A 20918-nucleotide genomic window follows, 5' to 3' on the forward strand; every position below is an offset into this window, starting at 1 on the left:
ATTTTGTCTTAGTACTTAGTTGTAAATAACCACATAAGCATTGAGAGAAGTTGCAATATTAATCCACACAAAATAAGGAATAATCAGTAATGACCACCATCGTAGAGCTTTGAAGTAACTGATAAGATAAACATAAATCAAAGCAGTAAGTGCTAGGATAATCACCAAACCGAAAATTGTATTTCTATAATAGAAGAAAATAGGATTCCAACTGATATTAAGAATCACTTGTGCAACGTAAAGCAGAATAAATACAGATCTATTTTCCTTTTTATAGAGCAAAGCTAAATAAACTGAAAAAGTAATCATTATTGAAGTCCAAGCAAAACCAAATACCCATCCCGGAGGAGTCCATGGTGCTTTATTCATTTGCTGATACCACTCTGAAGGCACACCATCACCAGTAAAAAATCCACCTATTGCTAACCCTAAAAAATTAATGACCAAAAATAAAATAACTCTAATCCACATTTGATTTTCTATTAAAAGTTGAATACCACTTTAATAAATATCATAACTCAAGTATTGTTTTAAATAGGGCATTAAAAAGTAGTTTTCATTTCAAAAAAAGCCTAAAAATGGAACTTATTGCATTAAAAGAAGTCTCTTAATAGGGATTTAAAGAACTTTACACATTGTTGAAACCGATGACGCCCCTTCTCTGTTGAAGAAGTACAACAACCTGTTAGACCTAATTTTTTTATGAAAAACCTAAAGCTACTTTTACTCGTTATTACACCCCTCATTGTAATGGCCTGCGATGTCATTAATGATGAAAAAAACTGTTCTTCAGCAACTGTACTTAGGCAATACAATGCCTTAGTCTATGACATTTCAGAAGCCGACAGTGCTGACTGCAAAGCGATTGCTAGTGCATTGGACTCTGCAATTGTTTTTATTGAGGATAATAAATCCTGTGTAATTAACTCTTTTTCTACAGCAGATAGTACACTTGATGCTGTTGCATTTATCAATTCCGAATTAGACAAGTGGAAAACATCAAGAGCACAGTATGATGAATGTGCCGGTTTAGCTGATATTGTCACAGACCCTTGTTCGGCGGAAGCTTTAGAAGAGGTAAAAGATGAATACAAAATAGCTTATTATGATGCTTATGACAGTAGAAACTGTGACGACATACAGCAAGCCATCGATGCTTATATCGCATATATGGAAAATAATAAAAATTGTATTTCATCTTCATCATCTACAGCCGCTGTAAATGCTGAAATTGAGAATTTCGTTTATGCTAAGAAAATAATTACTGAAAGTAACTGTGATCCTGATGTCTTGAAAACATTTAGACTTTTCAGAACTAAAATGGATGTAACAGAAATGAGTTGTATTCAGGCCGCATCAGCTTTTGCCAATGCTGAAGGTCTTTATCAAGATGCTTTGAAAGATCAAAACTGTCATTCATTAGTCTTAAATGCAGAATATATCATTGAGATCTACAATAACAAGTCTGAATGTTTGGTAGAGTTTATCGCTGAGGAATTTGATTTCAGTGAAGAGGAAGCAAGAAATGTTATCGAACAAAAAGTAAATATCATTACTCAAAATTTAGAGCTTACAAAAGCCAATTGCACCGGATTTGATGAATGAGTAAGATTGAAGTAATTTTCTATTGAATTTAATCTATAATAAGTGTTACCGCACTAGCTTTTGGTTATTTTTTTCAGTATTTTTATTATAGATAAAAAATTAAAAGCTCGATTGGTATTACAGGTGCATAGTAGACCAATGTGAGTGGCCTTCCAAGCAATTGGAAGGCTTTTTTATTACCCGTTATTCACTAGGTTCTTAGCCCATTTACCAGAATTCTTTCTCCATAAATAAAGTGCTAATCGCAAGTATTCTTCTAAAGATACTACGATATAAACCCAGAAGATAGAAAGGTCAAAAACGAAAGCTGCTAAAATACCAAGCGGAATGGAGAAGATCCAAGTACTGAACATTCCCAACCCTGTTGTAAATTTGGTATCACCTCCTGATCGTAAAACTCCCGCTGCAAGTATAAAATTGGACATTTTACATGGCAATAGAAAAGCAAAAATATAGCAGAGCTCAACTGTAACTAAAGCTACTTCATCCGTCACTTGATATAATTTGATATATAATGGAGTAAGTAATGTAATCATGACAGCCACTATTAATGACGATATAACTGTCAACTTCAATAGTTTTGTTGCATATACTTTTGCCTTTAATATATTATTCTGCCCTAATTGATATCCAATTACAATAGCCGCCGCTGAAGCCAATCCCATAAAGAAACCAATACTCAGCATCTGAAGAGGTAAAGTCATGGTCATCGCAGCAATATCAACCGTACCCATCTTACCATAAATCATGGAGTAACATGTTTCCCCAATTGCCCAAGACATATCTCCCAAAATCAAGGGTGCACTGACACTCAATAAAGGATAAATGGCAGATTTATCGAAATGGAAAAGATGACTCATTTTGACATTACCAGGGTAGTTTTCCCATTGCATAATTCCCCACAGTGCAATCGCTTCAACCCACATTGAAATCACAGTGGCCCACGCAGCTCCTTCCATTCCCATTGCGGGTACACCAAAGCCACCGAAAATCAGCCAGTAATTCACCACTGTATTGACAATCACTTTGATAAAACTCAATTGCATCACCAATTTAGCTTTACCAATACTTCTTAAAGAAGAGCTATAGGCTGCACTCAATAAAATAGCAGGAAAACCCACCGCAACAATTTGCTGATAAAGCCCTCCATAATGGATTACTTCCTCATCATTTGAGAATAATGACAATACTTGAGATGGAAAAAGCACACTCAAGGCAATCCCTAATAGCATGACTAAAAAACCAATTTTCAGCAGGTCACCCACCAGAAAACTGATTTTATCTTTTTCTTTTTTGCCCCAATATTGAGCAATAAAAACACCTGCTCCATTGGCTAGCCCCATCACTCCCACTGTATACACAAAGGTAAGCCGACCTCCTAGTCCAACTGAAGCGATAATTGTCTCTCCCAATTGTCCTACCATCACTTGATCCACCATTCCCAAAGCATACTGTAAAAGACTTTGCATGGATATTGGCAACGCTACTTCCCAAACTTCTTTATAGAATTTCCTTTGATTGGCTTTTAATGACAACATGCTGTGTAGAAAAAATTGAGTGATTTTAAAAACGATGCAAAACTAAACGCTTAGAGAGAAAAAAGAGGATAAGTTGAGCTTTATTAAACAATGAAAAGACTAAACTTTAGCATGCATTTTTGACAACATCACCCATTGCACAGCAATTAAGGACTTAGCATCTCTTATTTTATCTTGATGATATAAACGTACCATCTCATCAAAAGTAAACTTCACCACTCTGATGTCTTCTCCTTCAATAAGGTTGCCGCCTCCTTCTGAAACTTTTTGATCTAATTCTGCAAAAAACAAAGCTACTTTCTCATTACATCCACCCGGAGTAGAGTAAAAAGTAGATAAATACTGTACATCTTTTAATGAATAACCGATCTCTTCCTCTGCTTCTCTGTGCAAAGCCTGTTCAGGAGTCTCACCTTCATCTACCATCCCTGCCATAATTTCCAACAACAGCCCATTAGGGTTCTTCTCCGTTAAAGTGGGTATTCTTATTTGCTCAACAAACCAGTATTTTTCTTCTTCAGCATGATAAAACAAACCTGCAATAGCTTCATTTCTCACCACTACTTCCCTTGACATCTCGGCAGATCTTGTTCCGTTAAATTTTTGATGATCGAATTCTACAATATCTATTTTCAAAAAACCATCGTAGGCCCTAGAACGCTTTCTTATATTTATCATTACATTATTTTTAAATGATTCTTACCGCTAAAATAATCAACTCATTCCACAAATTTCTAAAACTTTTCACCTCAAAAGGCATGATATTATTATTACTTGAATATGAAATATTTAGATTTTGTCATCCTACAGTAATCAATTGTCATAAACAGACAAATATTCCAGTAATTTCAACAAATATCTTTACCTTACGTATTAGAAAAGATATTTTGAAATGGAGTAATTAAATTTTTAACAAAACTCAAAAGACAGATGAAAGCATTAACACTATTTTCTTTTCTTCTCTTTTTCACATCAACATTGTTTGCACAAGAGAAGTTGCTATTAGATAAGGAATATACTTATAAAATGGATTACAAGGCCTTCAAAAAACTATATAAAAAGGAGGACGATAGAGATAAAAAAGAATTTATAATTTATGATGGATTAAAAGCATATAAGAAAAATATGTCGGGTTATTATGTGGCCTATAAATGTAAATTCAATGCTCAACGTAAATTAATTGGTTTTGATATTCAGTTTGTAGCTGATTCTAAAGAAGATGTTAGAGATATTTCAGTTTCTTATATGCAAGAATTAGTGAATGAACATGGATATGAGCAAAAGAAAGTAGGAGGAACCAAAGTCGCTTATGAAAAAGATATTTTCTCCTACAAGTTCCAGACTTTAGGTTACGATTATATCGATAAAAGACATAAAAAGTGGGTAGCAAAATATCAAATGAGAGCTTACGACCACAATTAAGAATAAACAGCCGGAATCTATATTAAAAGTTCCGGCTGTTTTTTATTTCATCCAATCTCTCCTATTTCTTCAGTTTTATATTCCTTTTGAAAAACAATAAAATAAAGATAGCTTCCCCCTAAGATTCCTAAAAATACCCCAGCCAAAACCAAGTTATAATAGGTCATCGCCAATAAGGAAACTGTTGCAATCACCAACGCAATAGCAGGTGTAATTGGATACAAAGGAACTTTATAAGACCTTTTCAATTCTGGTTTATTGTTTCTCAAAGCAAATAAGCTAAGCATAGAAATAATATACAGTGTCAAAGCACCGAAGCAGGCTATAGTGATAATTTCTCCCGTCTTACCCGTAAAAAGAGCTACAATCCCTATACACATATTGACAATTAATGCATTCATTGGTGTTTTATATTTTGAATGCACTCTGCCTAATCCTTTAGGAGCATACCCTACCCTTCCAAATTCGAAAGTTGATCTTCCTGCGGCCAAAATAATTCCATGAAAAGAAGCAATCAGCCCTAATAATCCAATTCCAATTAACAGCTTATAAAGTATATGACCCTCACTCACTACTTGCCCTAAAGCCAAGGGTAAGGGTGAATCTGAAGCAACTGTAGAACCTGCAGGATAAACTACTTTTTCCCAACCGCCTACTCCTACAGCAGAAAGAAATGTAAGAATACATAAGAATACCAATGTGGCAATGGCTGAACCAAAGCCTAAATAAATACTCCTTTGTGGGTTTTTCGTTTCTTCGGCAACATTTGCAATCCCTTCAATTGCTAGAAAAAACCAAATAGCAAACGGTATAGCAGCAAATATCCCTTCATAGCCGAAAGGCAATGCATTCATCTTTAGATTTTGAAATTCGAAATGAGGTAAAGTAAATCCTGCAAAAAGCAACAATTCAAATACTGCTAAAACTGTAATTATTAATTCAAAAGATGCCGCTAAATGAACTCCAAAAATATTTATGGCTGTAAAAATAAAATAGGCTCCAATGGAGAAATAAATCACATCGATATCTGGATATAAAAGATGAAGATAAGCTCCAATTGCAGCGGCTATTGCTGGAGGAGCAAAGATAAATTCAATATTTTGGGCCATTCCCCCAATAAAACCAAAGTGTTTTCCCAAACCTCTATGAGCATATTCAAAGGCTCCACCTGCTTTAGGAATTGCACAAGATAGTTCAGTATAAGAAAGTGTAAAGGCCACATACATAATGATAATAAAGAAAGTGGCGATCGCTAATCCAAGCGTTCCCCCTTCTGCAAGCCCTAAGTTCCAGCCAAAGTACATACCTGATATGACGTAACCGACGCCTAGCCCCCATAACATCAGGGGTGTTAATGTTTTTGATAATTGTGAGTTGCTCATTTGAAATAGTTTTATTGTGAAAAAATAAAAGCCTCATACATCAACATATGAGGCTTATATAGAATTCGTAAGTATTCTTTATTCAAAAATTACAGTTTCTGATTTATCAAACCAATCACTGTAATACGGACTATGAATTTTTTCTAAATGATTTCTTTTCAACTTTAAAGTTGGAGTCAATAAACCATTATCAATCGTCCAATCTTCTTTCATTACAATTGCTTTTGCCACTTTCTCATAGTTAGGAAGCGTTCCATTCAAACTTTTCAAAGACTCTTGGATAGAAGTTCGCAACGCATCTTGAGAAAGATCTTTTCCTACTTCAGATGGAACGATCAAAGCAATTGGCTGTGGAATTCCCGTTCCGACAACACATACTTGCTCGATATTAGCATTATCTGAAAGTGGTAATTCAAGATGATTTGGAGAAATATACTTTCCTTTATCCGTCTTAAATTGGTCTTTAACTCTACCTACAATAGACAAATAGCCATCATGATCGTATTCTCCCAAATCTCCAGTTCTCAAATACCCCTCATCATCAAAAAGCTCTTTTGTCTTCTCCTCGTCGTTATAATAACCTAATGTCAAGCAATCACTTAGAAGACAAACTTCTCCTTCAGGAGAAAGCTTCGTTTTGATATGATCATATTTCTGCCCTACGGTACCAATCCTATTCATACCTGGGAAATTCATATGCGACACACAAATATCCTCAGACATTCCATATCCCTGATTCACATCAATACCCAATTTCTTGAACCACTCTTGTAGATCAGGTGAAATTGGAGCAGCACCAGATATCACAGAAACAGCTTCTTGGAAACCTAAAGCTGAAGTGATTTTCTTTTTGATGACATTATTGATAATTGGAATTTTGAGCAATAAATCCAATCTACTTTGAGGCATTTTCTTTAAAATACTCTCCTGGAACTTTTGGAAAATTCTAGGAACAGCAAAGAACATATGAGGTTTTGCTTCTGCCAAGTTTGCTGGAAAGGATTCCAATGACTCTGGGAACGCAATACTTCCACCCAAGTAAACACCAATAAATTCATAAGCTGCTCTTTCAGCAATATGTGCTAATGAAAGAAACGCGAAGAATCGAGGATGTCTTGGCAAGGTAAAATGATGCTCAAATTCTGCTACAGCAAATTCAACACTACCGTAACTGTGCATCACTCCTTTTGGATTTCCAGTGGTACCTGATGTATACAAAATTGTCATCAAGTCTTCTTTCGCAGGTTTATGCACATCTTGAATAGGACTTGATTTCTCAACCAAATTATCCCATCCATAATCTTCATTGACACCATGCATTTCAACGCCAATTTTTGGAATACCTTGAATACCTTCCTTCTGGGATGCATAGTCATCTAACTTCCCAACAAATATGGCTTTTGAACCACTATGTTCTAGAATTAATTGAATAGTAGCTTTATCTGTGGTAGGATAAATTGGAATACTAATACAACCGGCCATCAAAATAGCCAAATCGGCCATAATCCAATGCGAACAGTTTTTGGATAAAATAGCGATGTGGCTCCCTTTCTCCATTCCCATGTCCTGCAAAGCAGTGGCCATTCTTCTAATCTGATCCCCTGCTTCCTGAAAAGACAATGTTATTTTTCTACCATGAATATTCTGATGCAAAAAGGGCTGGTTAGGGGTTTCCTTTTCCCATTTCTGAAAAGCATCTAAAACAGATATAAAGCTCATAGTTAAGTTTTCTATTTAATGTTTGAGTTCGGAAATAATGAATAGTAAGTTTAATAAAAATGCTAATATTTAGTAACATTAACAAATCATTTTCTAGAATAATGCAATTAAATTCATACTTCCTATGTGTATACTGTTAGAATCTTCCGATTTTCTACCATCATACTGCACCCTCAATTGCATACCATTAAACAAACTTTGAGTCCACGAAAGATTCCACTTCAAATTCACCCCTTCATTTAAAGCATCCAACATTTCATAACCAATAGCTGAATTTGGATCTCCATCATAAGTTTGCATTATAGCTGAAAAACGTCCTGTAATCGTAAATAAAGAAGCTTTATTCCACTTCGCTTCTAATGAGAATTCTTGAATTTGAGCATTTTCTTCATTGGTCTCTGCATTCACCTCTCCTACTTTTCTCTTAATGCTATAACCTAATGAATAACGCATAAAGATAGAAGGCTGAAAAGAGATAGAAGGTGTTATCCCCACCTCATTAATTCCATAATTTCTATCCTCTAAATAATCTGATCCTGAATTTACAGTTCGTTGAAACCCTTCCAACTTCAAAGTGAGCATTTTACTGACATTCACTCTACCTCCAAGTGTATATCTTATATCTTGTCTTACCTCTCTTCCTTGTGTCAATAATTGGGTATTTTCTAAAGAAACTATTCTAAAGTCTCCTCCATAAAAAGGATTGTTTCTATTAAAAAACAAGGTATTTCTAAAAGCATAATTGTACGCTAACATCTCCTCGGCATTCACACTTCCTGGAAATGGAGAATACCTCCCCCATATATCATCTGTTAAACTTTTTTTATCTACCAATAAGGAAGCATTATTAGAAAACTTAGCCACGATCTTTTTAAGGGATTCCTTCTTTTGCCACTTATTTGGTGTTTTTAAGTTTAACCTTAGATTTAAAGTAGATCGATAAGCAGGAATATAATCATCAGTTGGAGTGTAAAACCTAGCAAATTGTCGTTCATCAGGATTTTGGGCTAAAAAGAACTCATTCTGATCCTGAATCCCGTCACCATTCAGGTCCCTCCAAGTATGCGTTCCTCTACCATCTTCAACACGCACATAAACAAACTCCCTCAACAATTCTCTAGATGACGATACTGTATAAGTACCATTTAGTTTTCCTATTCCTTGACCAAAATTAATTCCACCGACTAAACGTCCTTGTACAGATTCCTCATCAGAAGGTTCCGTTAAAAAATAATCTTTCCACTTCCTATACGTCGCCTCCAATTGAATATTCCCTCTTCTCCCCGACTTTCCCACACTCAACTGATAAGTATTGGCAATAGTCTGTAATTCCATTTTACCATTTTGAGGTCCTTTATCCTCTCTATAAGAATAATTAAAGTTGAAATTCCACTTCAAACTATCTCCATTTCTCAAATAAGCTTTATGTTCTTCAAAATTCATCCATGAATAAACTACTGAATCAGTTCCTATGACTTTTGTAGCTTGCTGATCCAATTTATATTTATAACCAGGAATAATTCTATTACCCTTATAAAAAACAGATCCATTCAACCTCAACCAATCTGCCTGATGATTTTCATTCAATAACTGAGAACTCATGGTATAAGCGTCACCTCCAAAATTAAATTTTCCAAAATGATATTTTAAGGATGCATCGTGCTGATGTCCATTAATAACATTTTCTCTATCCCGTTGTGCAAAATTATAAGCAAGACTTCTATTCTTTTTATCTTTTAATTGGACTCCACCTTCAAAATAAACTTCTTCACCTTGAGGCACTTCTTCATAATTTAAAGCCCAGTTTCGATCAAACTCAATACTTCTAAAACGATCTACTGCATTAAAATTTTCATCAATTTGCATCATTGAGGCATGAGTTGACAAGAAATATTGACTACCTAAAGGTCTATTTTCAGATTGAATACCTACATTTATAGCACCTCCTTGATTATTTTCATTATCAATCGTTGAAAATAAATTAATATCACGGTGAGATAATGCCCCTTCAAAATTTACAGACTCATAATTCGTAATTTTATAACTTCCTCCTGCTGTAATCATCTGTTTACTATTCGGTGCCTCTAATCTTCCAACAGGTAAATAACGCCCTTGCCTCACTCCATTTTCCGGTGAAACCCATTTATAATATCTACCAAAAGAAGTCACCTCATCCAATACATAATCACCATTTCCTTGTCCCACATCTGAAAAACCCGCACTGTACAAAGGATCATCACCTGCATTAGCCCTTCTTAAACACAAAACATTTTCACCTCCAACAGTCACTGTATCTACTTGCGTATACAAAATTCTATTAGGATCATACACTAATACGGTATCTATTGCTGGCACAATTGCATTTTGCAAACTATCCCCAATTCCAGCTAAAACACGCTTTTCTTCATCCGATAAAGAATAAAAAAGACTGCTATTCCGGTCATCTTTCTCCTGATAAAAATTAAAGAAAGCCTCCCACTTCTTCCCTTTCATCAAATGACTAGCTTCCATTATCGTTCGGCTATAATACTGTGTAGCATACTCATAATCAATTCTAATTCTAGTATACTGCGTAATCAAAACTTTCTCAGTAAAAGTCACTTCTGCCAAATTATAATCAATCACATAATCAGCATCAAATCCCCTTTCCAATAGCTTCCCATCAATATATACTTTCTCAGAATTGGCAATCACTACTATATTACTTTCTCCATTTGGTCCTCTCAGTCGATAAGGTCCCAAAACTCCATCTAAAGGAGTGATTTGAGCAGAATAAAACTGTCCTTTAGCAATAGAAATACCTCCTTTTGTAACTGATCTCACCTTAGAAGAATCATTACCCAACATAACCTTAGCCTGAGCACCTTGAACATTTTTATTATATCGAAGGAAAACTCCTGGATTATTTTTCATTACAATATCACCAGCAGATAATTGCGCATTTTTATGATCTAATTCAATATAAACCCTATCAAAATCCTGTATTTGTTGTGTATTCCCTTCCGGTTGAAAAGGTAAATCCTGATCCGTTAGTATTGCAGTCAACTTCACATCATCTGTAATATTTCCCTGTAATTGTAAGTTCATAGCAGAATTCACAAACACATCTTGAGAGTTACCCATTGATATACCCCTAGAAATACTACCTGTTTTCTCAATATTGGGAGCACTAAACAATTCCTCTTTCTTTTGCTTCTCCTCTATTTCTAAAATATACCGATCATTTCTATGATCAAGACCATATCCTCCTGCCTTATAAACTTCTTGAGAACGATGTTGTAAATTATTGGATAAATAATCAGGATAAGTTCTATACTCAATCAACGCTTTGATTGATTGATCTGTAATAATATCACCATTTGCATAAGATAAACGGACAATATTTCTATCATCAATATTAAATTTCAACTGCAAACCTTCAGGTCTAGTTTCTTTAACCCTCAAAGAAGAATGAAATATAGTAGCAGTATCAAGACATACTTCACCAACACCCACCCATTTCTCCTTTAAAAGAGAAGTTTGTGCATCCACAACATTAGAAATGATAAAACAGAGGAGGATTAATAAAAATCTATGCAAGAGTTTTTTTATCAATAAAAATGAAAAGTGTGTCCAGAAAATATTTCCTTCCATTCCCCTCTCATCATCATAAGCCCACGACTTAAGTCGTGGGCTTATGATGATGAGAGGGGAAATCACTTAAGTTTAGACAAATTGATTTTCCAAAGATAGAAAAAATACAATATCCAAGAAAAACACCTTATACAATCGATTTTAAGCATAAAACACAGCATTTAAACCAAAACTTAAACGAACATTCATTCAAAGAATTGAACTAAATAATTTTTTTAGGCTATATTGCAACCTTAAATATTACGGATGATTGAAAAATCTTAATAAACAAACTGAGCTTTACTTTCATTTCATTAAAACTGAATAAACTTTTAGAATACTTTTTGCATGAAAGTTGTTACTGTGCAACTTTTAAGGAAATTATATCCGATAATGTAACTTTGGGTAGTTCTGAAAAAGCTCTCAGTTAAATATTGTTTTTCACTTTTCAGGAACGAAAACTTTTTGGATTAACTTTTTAAATTACAAACACTTGAATTCCAAGAAACTTTTATATTTTTTGATAGGACTTACCCTAAGTGTAAGCAGCTGTGTTTCAAACAAGAAATTAACTTACCTAAAACACGAAGGAGAGCTCAAAGAGGAGGTCACTTATGATTCTGTTTACAGAACAACTCCCAGTGTTCCACTCGCATTAAATACAATACGACCTTTTGATCAGATATTAGTAGAAGTAAAAACGGTTACTCCTCCGGAATATAACCCTTTTGCTTACGTTGAAAGTGTTGCAGGAAATAACGTTGCAAATATTCAACATCCAGAACAAGGTAGCTTATTAGGATATACAATAAACGAAGATGGTGATGTAGATTTACCATTGATTGGAAATATAAAGCTAGCAGGCCTCACTTTTTCACAAGCCGAATTCAAAATTAAGGAAATCCTTAACGAAATGATGGATAATCCTGCTGTAAGGATTAAACTATTAAACTTTAGATACTCAATTTTAGGAGAAGTAATGAAACCTGGCATATATGGTACTTTTAGTAGAGAAATGTCGATTTTAGAAGCTGTTGCTAAAGCTGGTGGAGTGAAAGAATTTGGAGATAGAGCCAAGGTAAAACTTCTCAGAAAAAATGGAGCTACCATGGAAACGATCTATCTCAACTTAAACGATGAATCATTTATCAATAGCCCTTATTATTACCTACAACAAGAAGATGTTCTAGTTGTCCTTCCTATAAAGAGAAGACCAACCTTAGAATACGTACAAAAAAATGTATCTATCGTAGCCTCTGTTACAGCTATGCTAGTTTCTATTGTAACCCTAATTACTGTTAATCGATAACCATCATGCTTAAGGATAAAGATAATTATTTCACTAAAGTACAATCAGACCCTGAAGATAAAGCTATTCAGGATTTCAAGAAGTGGTTCTACTTATGCTTAGAACAATGGAAGTGGATTGTTTTATCCGTTTCAATTGGATTAATAGCCTCTATTCTTGTAAGTTTATACCAAGTAAATCGCTGGTCAATAACTACAGAATTAGTTAAGAAAAGCACTGAATCAAAAGGAAGTTCATCTGATTTTATATCTATGTTACCTATTGATGCTATGGGTGCAGAATTTAGTAAAATCAACCTTGAATATGAAAAAAGATATTTCACATCCAATGAGGTACTTTACAAGTTAATAGATAAACTTGATTTAAATATTCACTACTATGACAAAAAGGTAATCAAGGTTACTGAACTCTATAAAAATAGACCCTTTACAGTAGTTTATGATAAAAAATCAAAGTGGGTCCCTTCTAATGAAAGAATTCATATTAGCCTAAGTGACAATAAAAACCAATTTCGATTAATGGTTGACAGCGACACATCTGCTCTATTTTTTGAAGATAAAACATTTAGTTTTTCAAAAGACTATAATGTTAACGGTTTTAACTTCAAAGTCACGAAAGAGAACATCTCATTTGAATCTTTTAATGAACTTTCTTTTGTTATCAACTCTTATAATTCTGAAGTAAGAAACTTAAGAAAAAAAATAGGCTTTAATATATTAGGTGAAAAAAACACAGACCTTCCATTAATTCAACTAAAAACAGAGGGTAGTATTGCGAATAAAGAAAAAGATATACTTACTCATCTTATTGCTACTGTTCAGCAAAAAGACATACAAGATAAAAATTTCGCAACAAAACAGTCTGCTAAGTTTATACAAGATCAGTTACAAATCATTTCTGATTCTATGCAACTAATTGCAAATCAAGTGTACAAACTCAAGACTGAAAACACTGAGTTAGCGGGTGGTGCTGAACTAGTTTTTGAAAAAATCTATAAATTGGATGATAAACGCAATGAACTTCAACTAAGTATACGATATTGTGATTATTTATTGAACAATATGAAATCAGGAAGTCAAGAAGAGATATTAATGCCTGAAGCTTATGGCATTACAGGCTCTCAACTTACTGAAATGTTAAGTAAATATTCAGAAATGAAGTTAGAGGATGCACTTTCTAATCAAAGACTAAAAAAATCAATCCTTTATCAAGAGGAAGCTGTGGAAAGAGAGAAAGCATTGAAATCATTACGTTTAAAAATTACAGATGCTATTCGTAGTACCAAAAAAGCACTTAATATTCAATTAGAAGAATTGAATACTGAACTTAAAAAGTCAATACAATCTACAAATACTCTTTTATCTGAGGAAAAAACACTTCAAGATTATCAGCGTCTTTTCGAAACACATGAACAGCTTTACAAGTTGTTGCTAGAAAAACAAGCGGAGTATAGTATAAGAGCAGCAAGTACAATAAGTGATTACACGATGCTTTCTGTCCCTGAAAGTAGTGAATTTCCAGTTTTCCCTAAACGCAAACTCAATGTTTTAATTGGTCTTATTCTTGGACTTTCCCTACCAATTGGCATTTTCTATGTGATTGTTTTGTTTGACACGAAGGTAAGAGATGAAGCGGATGTAAAAGAAATTAGTGATAAACCTTACATTGGCAACATTATCTCACAAGACACTTCAACCCTCCTAGATCCTCTAACACGATCCCTAGCCGCTGAAAGCTACAGAAACTTTAGAACAAATCTTCAGTTTATGTTGGGAGATAAAGACAAATTTACTATACTTATTACTTCATCCATAAGTGGTGAAGGTAAGAGCGTCACTTCAGCTAATCTTGCTAACTTCTATACTATATTAAACAAAAGAGTAATTTTAGTGGGTGCTGACTTAAGAAAACCCGTCTTCAAAAAGCTTTTCCCAAAAAATAATGAGAATATTGGTTTATCCAATTATCTAAGTGCAGGAAAAAAAATTGAAGACTATATTCAAAAGACGGACAACGAAAATCTTGATTTAATACTTTCAGGCACAATACCTCCTAATCCAACTGAACTCTTACAGGGAAAGAAAATGGATCAATTAATGAACGAATTAAGTGATAAATATGACATTGTTCTCTACGACACGGCACCTATTGGTATTGTTTCAGATGCAAGAAAGATGATGGAGAAAGCAGATTTAGTCTGCTATTCAATTCGTCAAGGACGAACACCAAAATCTCAGTTAGAAAGAGCTTTACATTCTTTTTTACCATCCAAGGAAATTAATGTGGCATTATTTATGACGGATGTAAATATGAGTAGAAAAGGAGGATATCAATACTCTTACTACGGAAAAGACTATATTTCTTACTTAGAAAAGTAAATTTTTATAAATTTTAGAACAGAAAATATTTAATAGATAGATACAATGAAATCCTTACTACTAGTCCCACTATTACTGTGCTTAAATATAGGTGCTTTTGCACAATCTCATCGATCGCTCAACTTAATTGAAAGAACAAATTACTTTCTTATTGGAGGTAATATAGGTATTGCCTATCATTCAGGTGGGTATGCTAACCAAAGTCCAAGTAAAATAGATATTTCTGCTGCACGTCCGGCACTTACTGGATATCTACAAACTAAAATTTCCAAAAGATGGCATATTAGGGCACAAGGTTCTTTAATGATGTTAACTGCAAAAGATAAGCGTCCTAATTTAGAAACTACAGGACAAAAAGCATTTGAAACAATATTATTCGATTTTTCACCTCTTTTTGTTTATGATTTGGGCGTAAATAAAAGAAACAGAAAAAGATCACCTTATAGTAGAAAAAAAGGTTCTTTGTTCACTTGGTATCTAGTGGGTGGCACCGGTCTTTTTGTTGCTAATGTAAAAAATTATGTAGGAGGAACTTCAGCAAATAAAGTTGGAGGAACTTTAAATGGAGGTTTAGGCTTTAGATATACAATATCTGAAAATTGGCTATTAAATGCAGAAGCACTAGGCAGAATGAGTACAAGTAATGACTTAGATGGGTTAAAAGCTCAAGCTTTACCCGTAGACTTATATTTAACAGGCCAAATTGGTATCGCTTATAGAATTCCGGGTATGCGTATTATGCGCTAAATAAATGACCTCATTCATATCTATAATCATAAGCCTATAATTAAATTTATAGGCTTATGATGTTTTTGAACTTATAAATACTAAATAACAACAACACCAAATGACTATCAAAGAAACTAGACAATGGATGGTAATTTATACCAAACCAAAGTCTGAAAAGAAAGTTGCTGAACGCTTAAATAAAAAAGGATTCTCTACTTACTGCCCTACCTTTACCACATTAAGACAATGGAGTGACCGTAAGAAAAAAGTAACAGTACCTGTTATCCCCTCTTATGTGTTTATTCAACTCAATGAATTGGAACGATGGGAAGTATTAAAAGATCCTGGCATTCTAAATTTTATATTTTGGCAAGGAAAACCAGCCATCATTCAAGAAAGTCAACTTAATGCTTTCAAGTCCTTTATTGAGAACACATCGGATCCAGAAAATATAAAAATTGAAGATCTAAATATAGGAGACCGGGTATTAATACAGAATGGTGCTTTTCAAGAGCAAAGTGGATTAATTCAATCGGTTCAAAAAAATAAGTTGGAACTTATCTTACCAGAATTAAACTTAAAAGTGATTTGTGCACCAAATCAAATCAGAATACAAGAAAAAGTTGTAGATTAGCCTACAGATAAAAACCTATGATATTAATATCATAGGTTTTTATCTGTAGGCTAAATTTTATACTAAAAATGAAAAATATTTTAATCACAGGAGGAGCTGGATTTATTGGCTCTCATGTCGTAAGACAGTTTGTTAATAAATATCCCGAATATCATATCTTTAATCTTGATGCTCTCACCTATGCAGGCAACTTAGAGAACTTGAAGGATATTGAAGAAAAAGAAAATTACACATTCATAAAAGGAGACATTACTGATGAGGCTTTTATAAATGAGCTCTTTAAGCAACATAAATTTGAAAGCGTTATACATCTTGCTGCAGAATCTCATGTAGATCGTTCAATCAATGATCCTTTGGCCTTTGCAAAAACAAACATATTAGGGACTATGATTTTGCTGAATGCTTTTAAAAATGAAGTTGACTACACAAAAGAAGGTGCATTATTTTATCATATCAGTACTGATGAAGTATATGGCACATTAGGTGAAACAGGTCTATTTACCGAGACAACTTCTTATGATCCTAACTCCCCTTATTCAGCCTCAAAAGCAAGTTCTGATCACTTCGTAAGAGCTTACGGAGAGACATACAATCTTCCATATGTTATCACAAACTGTTCTAACAATTATGGAGAGTTCCAATTCCCAGAGAAATTAATCCCTCTTTGTATTAATAATATTATTAATAATAAACCTCTTCCCATTTATGGAGATGGTAAATACACAAGAGATTGGTTATATGTAGTCGATCATGCAATTGCGATAGACTTAGTATTCCATAAAGGTCAAAAGGGTGGCACCTATAATATTGGAGGGTTTAATGAGTATCAAAATATTGATCTTGTTAAATTGCTTTGCAAGCAGATGGATCAAAAATTAGGTAGAACAGAAGGTTCTTCAGAACAATTAATCACATTCGTAAAAGATCGCCCAGGTCACGATTTAAGATACGCTATTGATGCTACAAAAATCAATAAAGAGTTAGAATGGTCTCCATCAGTTACTTTTGAAGAAGGACTAAGTAAAACAATTGACTGGTATTTAAGCAATCAGGTGTGGTTGGATAATATTACCCAAGGCACATATCAGAAATATTACGGTCAACAATATTCTAAATAAGATGAAAGGTATTGTATTAGCTGGAGGGTCAGGCACCCGTTTGTATCCTATCACCAAAGGCACTTCTAAACAGTTGCTTCCTATTTATGACAAACCAATGATTTACTACCCTATTTCTGTTCTAATGCTTGCAGGAATAAGAGATATTTTGATCATTTCCACTCCTCATGATCTACCTAATTTCAAGAAATTATTAGGTGATGGTGAAGATTTAGGAATTAATTTCTCTTACAAAGAACAACCCTCTCCCGATGGTTTAGCACAGGCTTTTATTTTAGGGGAAGAGTTTATAGGTAATGAGGACGTTTGCCTTGTATTAGGAGATAATATATTCTATGGTCATGGTATGACAGACCTTATAAAACAAGCTAGAATTAATATCAAAAGAGAACGAAAATCTACAGTTTTTGGCTATTATGTAAATGACCCAGAAAGGTATGGAGTTGCAGAATTTGATGGGGATGGCAATGTTGTAAGTATTGAGGAAAAACCTGATCAACCAAAATCAAACTACGCTGTTGTAGGGCTTTACTTTTATACCAATGATGTTGTTGAAATTGCGAAAACAATTGAACCATCAGAAAGAGGTGAGTTAGAAATCACTACTGTTAATGAAATTTACCTTAATCAAGAACGCCTTAAAGTCGAATTGATGGGTAGAGGTTACGCATGGCTAGATACAGGTACTCACGATTCCCTTTTAGAGGCAAGTAGTTTTATACAGACCATTGAAAAACGTCAAGGCCTTAAAGTCGCCTGTCTAGAAGAAATCGCCTTCGATCAAGGATTTATCAATAAGGAACAGGTCGAAAAATTAGCAAAACCTCTTCTCAAAACAGGATATGGCCAATATCTTTTAAAAAAGATTAATGCAGGTACAACCTTGAATAGAACTTAAGAAAACATCCTCCATTACTAGCCCACGACTTAAGCCGTGGGCTAGTGATGGAGGAAAGCGATATCATTATGAACATCATTGAGACAAAAATAAAAGACTTATTTATTCTTCAACCTAAAGTATTTGGAGACAATCGTGGCTACTTTATGGAAGCCTATAAACAAAATTGGTTTAAAGAACACTTCCCTCATATAAATTTCATACAAGATAATGAATCCCAATCTACAAAAGGAGTATTAAGAGGTTTACACTACCAAGTAGGGGAATTTGCTCAAACTAAATTAGTTCGTGTAATTCAAGGAGAAGTACTGGATGTAGCTGTAGATTGCAGAAAAGAATCTCCTACTTATAGACAACATGTAAGTGCTATTTTAAGTGCAGAAAACAAGACTCAATTTCTAATTCCAAAAGGGTTTGCTCATGGATTCTTGGTCTTAAGTGATACCGCTATCTTTTCCTATAAAGTAGATGCACCTTATTCACCAGAAAATGAATCTGGTATAATTTGGAATGATCCAAACCTCAATATTGATTGGAAATTAAAAGAAGAGGAAATTTTTTTATCAGAAAAAGATAAAGAATTACCTTACTTTATTAAAAAATAGTCACCATCATCAATAGCCCACGACTTAAGTCGTGGGCTATTGATGTAGATATAAAGCAATTACCATGAATATTCTTGTAACTGGGAAAAATGGCCAATTAGGTTCTGAAATTAGTATATTAACTAACCAATACCCTAACTTCAATTTTGTATTTACCGATATTGAAGAGTTAGATATAACTGATAAAGAAGCAGTACAAAACTTCTTCATTCAGCAAAAAATTGATTTAATCATCAACTGTGCTGCCTATACAGCTGTCGATAATGCTGAAGATAATTTTGATATTGCGAATAAGGTTAATAATATTGCTGTTAAATATCTTACAGAAGAAGCTGAAAAACATAATTCAAAAATCATTCATATATCTACCGATTATGTTTTCAATGGCAATAACTACCTCCCCTATAAAGAAGAAGACCCAACATCTCCTATTGGTGTATATGGAGAAACAAAACTTCAAGGAGAACAACACATTCTCAATTCAAGTACTCAAGGTTTAATTATTCGTACTTCATGGGTTTACTCTACCTTCGGCAACAACTTTGTAAAAACAATGCTACGTTTGGGTACTGAAAGAGATAATTTAGGAGTTATTGGCGATCAGGTTGGAACTCCTACCAATGCAAGAGACCTTGCTTTAGCATGTCTTGAAATTGCATCAAAAACAGAATTATGGAGTAAAGAAAATGAAATCTATCATTTTTCTAATCTTGGTGTATGTAGCTGGTACGATTTTGCTTTTGAAATAATGAAACTATCAACTCTTGACTGCCAAGTCAATTTGATTGAAACAAAAGACTACCCTACTAAAGCAAAAAGACCACAATACTCTGTGCTTAACAAGGCAAAAATCACAAAGCAATTTGGTGTAAAAAATAAGCATTGGAGTATTTCCTTAAAAGAGACCATAGAACAATTATAAAATTTACTGAAAAGTCCCACGACTGAAGTCGTGGGCTAATGATAAATCAATTTATCAACTATTCTAGTCTCGTCTGCTGTTTGAGATCAGAGTTTCAACTTCTAAAATTGTCAAACCTGTAGCTTCAACCACTTTTTGTACTTTGAACCCCATACTCAATAACTTCTTGGCTGTTTTTATTATTGCCTTCCTCTCCCCTCTCTTCTCACCAATCTCGATCCCTTCTTCCTTTTTTGTCTTCAAAGTATTCGCATAATCTCGAAAACGTTTCACATCTTGATCATACTTCATTTGATCATTCTTTGGTAAAGCCATATATTCTGTCATCTTAAACACTCGTCTAAAAATACGTTCTTGCAAAACAGATGGCATCTCTTCAAAGTTTTTCAATAAATAAAGCCATTTATCAAAATTACTTTCCAAATCACTGTCCTTCTTATAAAACTTTGGAAGTTCAAGATACACAAACTTCAACTTATCATAAAAGACTTGATTATTCTGATTTTTCAATTCTACAGTATGATAATAATGCTCTCCAGTATCATCAAATACAAAATCCATAATTGATATAACATATACCCCATGCAATTCATAATTCAAAGACATACCCTTTTCAGCTTGCTCCTGAATAGGAAAATTTGAGTAATAAATTGTTCTGTCCTTAAAAAAGGTCTGAGAGGCACGCTGTAACTCCACAATAAACCTTTCTCCTCGTTCATTTCACAATACAAATCATAAATAGCTTTTCGATCTGTATCATTCTTAGGAAGATGCTCTGTCTGTTTATACGTCAAATCATAAATATGATCTTTAGCTGGTAAAACCGAATTCAAAAAATCGATCAAAATTTCCTTACTGCTTTCCTCTCCAAAGATTTTCTTAAAACCAAAATCTGTAAATGGATTGATATAACGAGATGTACACATTTCTTTTAAATTGGAGATTTTACGCTTCCATCATCATCAGCCCACGACTTAACCTTAGGTTTGTATATCAATCATTACTTGTAATATTCCAAGAAGGAGGTTTACTTAGTAAGAGGGTTTA

At 33.9% G+C, this 20918-nt stretch carries 16 protein-coding genes and 1 pseudogene; 10 read left to right on the plus strand and 7 right to left on the minus strand.

Annotation, left to right across the window (positions count from 1 at the left end):
* Window positions 1-15: 15 nt before the first annotated feature.
* Window positions 16-471, minus strand: a complete 456-nt coding sequence (locus HHU12_RS07320) for a TspO/MBR family protein (RefSeq protein ID WP_169656096.1) — start codon at window positions 469-471, stop codon at window positions 16-18.
* 231 nt (window positions 472-702) lie between these two features.
* Here HHU12_RS07320 and HHU12_RS07325 point away from each other — a divergent pair, with 231 nt between their 5' ends.
* Window positions 703-1605 (plus strand): hypothetical protein, encoded by a 903-nt coding sequence (locus HHU12_RS07325; RefSeq protein ID WP_169656097.1) that lies wholly within the window; start codon window positions 703-705, stop codon window positions 1603-1605.
* Between the two features lie 176 nt (window positions 1606-1781).
* On the opposite strand, the gene HHU12_RS07330 is transcribed toward HHU12_RS07325, so the two are convergent.
* Window positions 1782-3143 carry an MATE family efflux transporter gene (locus tag HHU12_RS07330; RefSeq protein ID WP_169656098.1) on the minus strand — a complete coding sequence of 454 codons (1362 nt, stop codon included), beginning with the start codon at window positions 3141-3143 and terminating at the stop codon, window positions 1782-1784.
* A 99-nt stretch (window positions 3144-3242) separates the two neighbouring features.
* Window positions 3243-3821 (minus strand): NUDIX domain-containing protein, encoded by a 579-nt coding sequence (locus tag HHU12_RS07335; protein ID WP_169656099.1) that lies wholly within the window; start codon window positions 3819-3821, stop codon window positions 3243-3245.
* Window positions 3822-4073: 252 nt separating this feature from the next.
* On the opposite strand from HHU12_RS07335, the gene HHU12_RS07340 reads away from it, so the two are divergent.
* Window positions 4074-4565, plus strand: coding sequence for a hypothetical protein (locus HHU12_RS07340; protein ID WP_169656100.1), 492 nt, complete (start codon window positions 4074-4076; stop codon window positions 4563-4565).
* Window positions 4566-4612: 47 nt separating this feature from the next.
* On the opposite strand, the gene eat is transcribed toward HHU12_RS07340, so the two are convergent.
* The 3 genes from eat to HHU12_RS07355 all read right to left on the minus strand — a co-directional run bounded on the left by eat (window position 4613) and on the right by HHU12_RS07355 (window position 11245).
* Window positions 4613-5947, minus strand: coding sequence for an ethanolamine permease (gene eat, locus HHU12_RS07345; RefSeq protein ID WP_169656101.1), 1335 nt, complete (start codon window positions 5945-5947; stop codon window positions 4613-4615).
* A gap of 78 nt (window positions 5948-6025) precedes the next feature.
* Window positions 6026-7666 (minus strand): AMP-binding protein, encoded by a 1641-nt coding sequence (locus tag HHU12_RS07350; RefSeq protein WP_169656102.1) that lies wholly within the window; start codon window positions 7664-7666, stop codon window positions 6026-6028.
* Window positions 7667-7759: 93 nt separating this feature from the next.
* Window positions 7760-11245 (minus strand): hypothetical protein, encoded by a 3486-nt coding sequence (locus HHU12_RS07355; protein WP_169656103.1) that lies wholly within the window; start codon window positions 11243-11245, stop codon window positions 7760-7762.
* Between the two features lie 553 nt (window positions 11246-11798).
* Between HHU12_RS07355 and HHU12_RS07360 the strand changes: the two genes are divergently transcribed.
* The 8 genes from HHU12_RS07360 to rfbD all read left to right on the plus strand — a co-directional run bounded on the left by HHU12_RS07360 (window position 11799) and on the right by rfbD (window position 19871).
* Window positions 11799-12587 (plus strand): polysaccharide biosynthesis/export family protein, encoded by a 789-nt coding sequence (locus tag HHU12_RS07360; RefSeq protein WP_169656104.1) that lies wholly within the window; start codon window positions 11799-11801, stop codon window positions 12585-12587.
* Between the two features lie 5 nt (window positions 12588-12592).
* Window positions 12593-14965: a polysaccharide biosynthesis tyrosine autokinase gene (locus HHU12_RS07365; protein WP_169656105.1), complete on the plus strand. Its 2373-nt coding sequence runs from the start codon at window positions 12593-12595 to the stop codon at window positions 14963-14965.
* A 45-nt stretch (window positions 14966-15010) separates the two neighbouring features.
* Complete coding sequence (locus HHU12_RS07370) at window positions 15011-15712, plus strand: outer membrane beta-barrel protein (RefSeq protein WP_169656106.1); 702 nt, start codon at window positions 15011-15013, stop codon at window positions 15710-15712.
* A gap of 100 nt (window positions 15713-15812) precedes the next feature.
* Window positions 15813-16328 (plus strand): UpxY family transcription antiterminator, encoded by a 516-nt coding sequence (locus HHU12_RS07375; RefSeq protein WP_169656107.1) that lies wholly within the window; start codon window positions 15813-15815, stop codon window positions 16326-16328.
* Window positions 16329-16396: 68 nt separating this feature from the next.
* Window positions 16397-17446, plus strand: a complete 1050-nt coding sequence (rfbB, locus tag HHU12_RS07380) for a dTDP-glucose 4,6-dehydratase (protein ID WP_169656108.1) — start codon at window positions 16397-16399, stop codon at window positions 17444-17446.
* A gap of 1 nt (window position 17447) precedes the next feature.
* Window positions 17448-18344: a glucose-1-phosphate thymidylyltransferase RfbA gene (gene rfbA, locus HHU12_RS07385; RefSeq protein ID WP_169656109.1), complete on the plus strand. Its 897-nt coding sequence runs from the start codon at window positions 17448-17450 to the stop codon at window positions 18342-18344.
* Window positions 18345-18391: 47 nt separating this feature from the next.
* Window positions 18392-18949, plus strand: a complete 558-nt coding sequence (gene rfbC, locus HHU12_RS07390) for a dTDP-4-dehydrorhamnose 3,5-epimerase (protein ID WP_240970878.1) — start codon at window positions 18392-18394, stop codon at window positions 18947-18949.
* 64 nt (window positions 18950-19013) lie between these two features.
* Window positions 19014-19871 (plus strand): dTDP-4-dehydrorhamnose reductase, encoded by an 858-nt coding sequence (rfbD, locus tag HHU12_RS07395; RefSeq protein ID WP_169656110.1) that lies wholly within the window; start codon window positions 19014-19016, stop codon window positions 19869-19871.
* Window positions 19872-19934: 63 nt separating this feature from the next.
* On the opposite strand, the pseudogene HHU12_RS34995 reads toward rfbD, so the two are convergent.
* Window positions 19935-20797 (minus strand): annotated as a pseudogene (locus HHU12_RS34995) (Rpn family recombination-promoting nuclease/putative transposase).
* Window positions 20798-20918: the final 121 nt, after the last annotated feature.

Origin of the sequence: Flammeovirga aprica JL-4, assembly GCF_012844305.1 — a bacterium.
GTDB lineage: Bacteria > Bacteroidota > Bacteroidia > Cytophagales > Flammeovirgaceae > Flammeovirga > Flammeovirga aprica.

Bases quoted from the DNA above. Each gene is read 5' to 3' on its own strand.
- rfbC (WP_240970878.1), top strand. From the start codon at position 18,392: ATGGAGGAAAGCGATATCATTATGAACATCATTGAGACAAAAATAAAA.
- eat (WP_169656101.1), bottom strand. From the start codon at position 5,947: ATGAGCAACTCACAATTATCAAAAACATTAACACCCCTGATGTTATGG.
- HHU12_RS07335 (WP_169656099.1), bottom strand. From the start codon at position 3,821: ATGATAAATATAAGAAAGCGTTCTAGGGCCTACGATGGTTTTTTGAAA.
- HHU12_RS07325 (WP_169656097.1), top strand. From the start codon at position 703: ATGAAAAACCTAAAGCTACTTTTACTCGTTATTACACCCCTCATTGTA.
- HHU12_RS07340 (WP_169656100.1), top strand. From the start codon at position 4,074: ATGAAAGCATTAACACTATTTTCTTTTCTTCTCTTTTTCACATCAACA.
- rfbD (WP_169656110.1), top strand. From the start codon at position 19,014: ATGAATATTCTTGTAACTGGGAAAAATGGCCAATTAGGTTCTGAAATT.
- HHU12_RS07375 (WP_169656107.1), top strand. From the start codon at position 15,813: ATGACTATCAAAGAAACTAGACAATGGATGGTAATTTATACCAAACCA.
- HHU12_RS07320 (WP_169656096.1), bottom strand. From the start codon at position 471: ATGTGGATTAGAGTTATTTTATTTTTGGTCATTAATTTTTTAGGGTTA.
- rfbB (WP_169656108.1), top strand. From the start codon at position 16,397: ATGAAAAATATTTTAATCACAGGAGGAGCTGGATTTATTGGCTCTCAT.
- rfbA (WP_169656109.1), top strand. From the start codon at position 17,448: ATGAAAGGTATTGTATTAGCTGGAGGGTCAGGCACCCGTTTGTATCCT.
- HHU12_RS07330 (WP_169656098.1), bottom strand. From the start codon at position 3,143: ATGTTGTCATTAAAAGCCAATCAAAGGAAATTCTATAAAGAAGTTTGG.
- HHU12_RS07350 (WP_169656102.1), bottom strand. From the start codon at position 7,666: ATGAGCTTTATATCTGTTTTAGATGCTTTTCAGAAATGGGAAAAGGAA.
- HHU12_RS07370 (WP_169656106.1), top strand. From the start codon at position 15,011: ATGAAATCCTTACTACTAGTCCCACTATTACTGTGCTTAAATATAGGT.
- HHU12_RS07365 (WP_169656105.1), top strand. From the start codon at position 12,593: ATGCTTAAGGATAAAGATAATTATTTCACTAAAGTACAATCAGACCCT.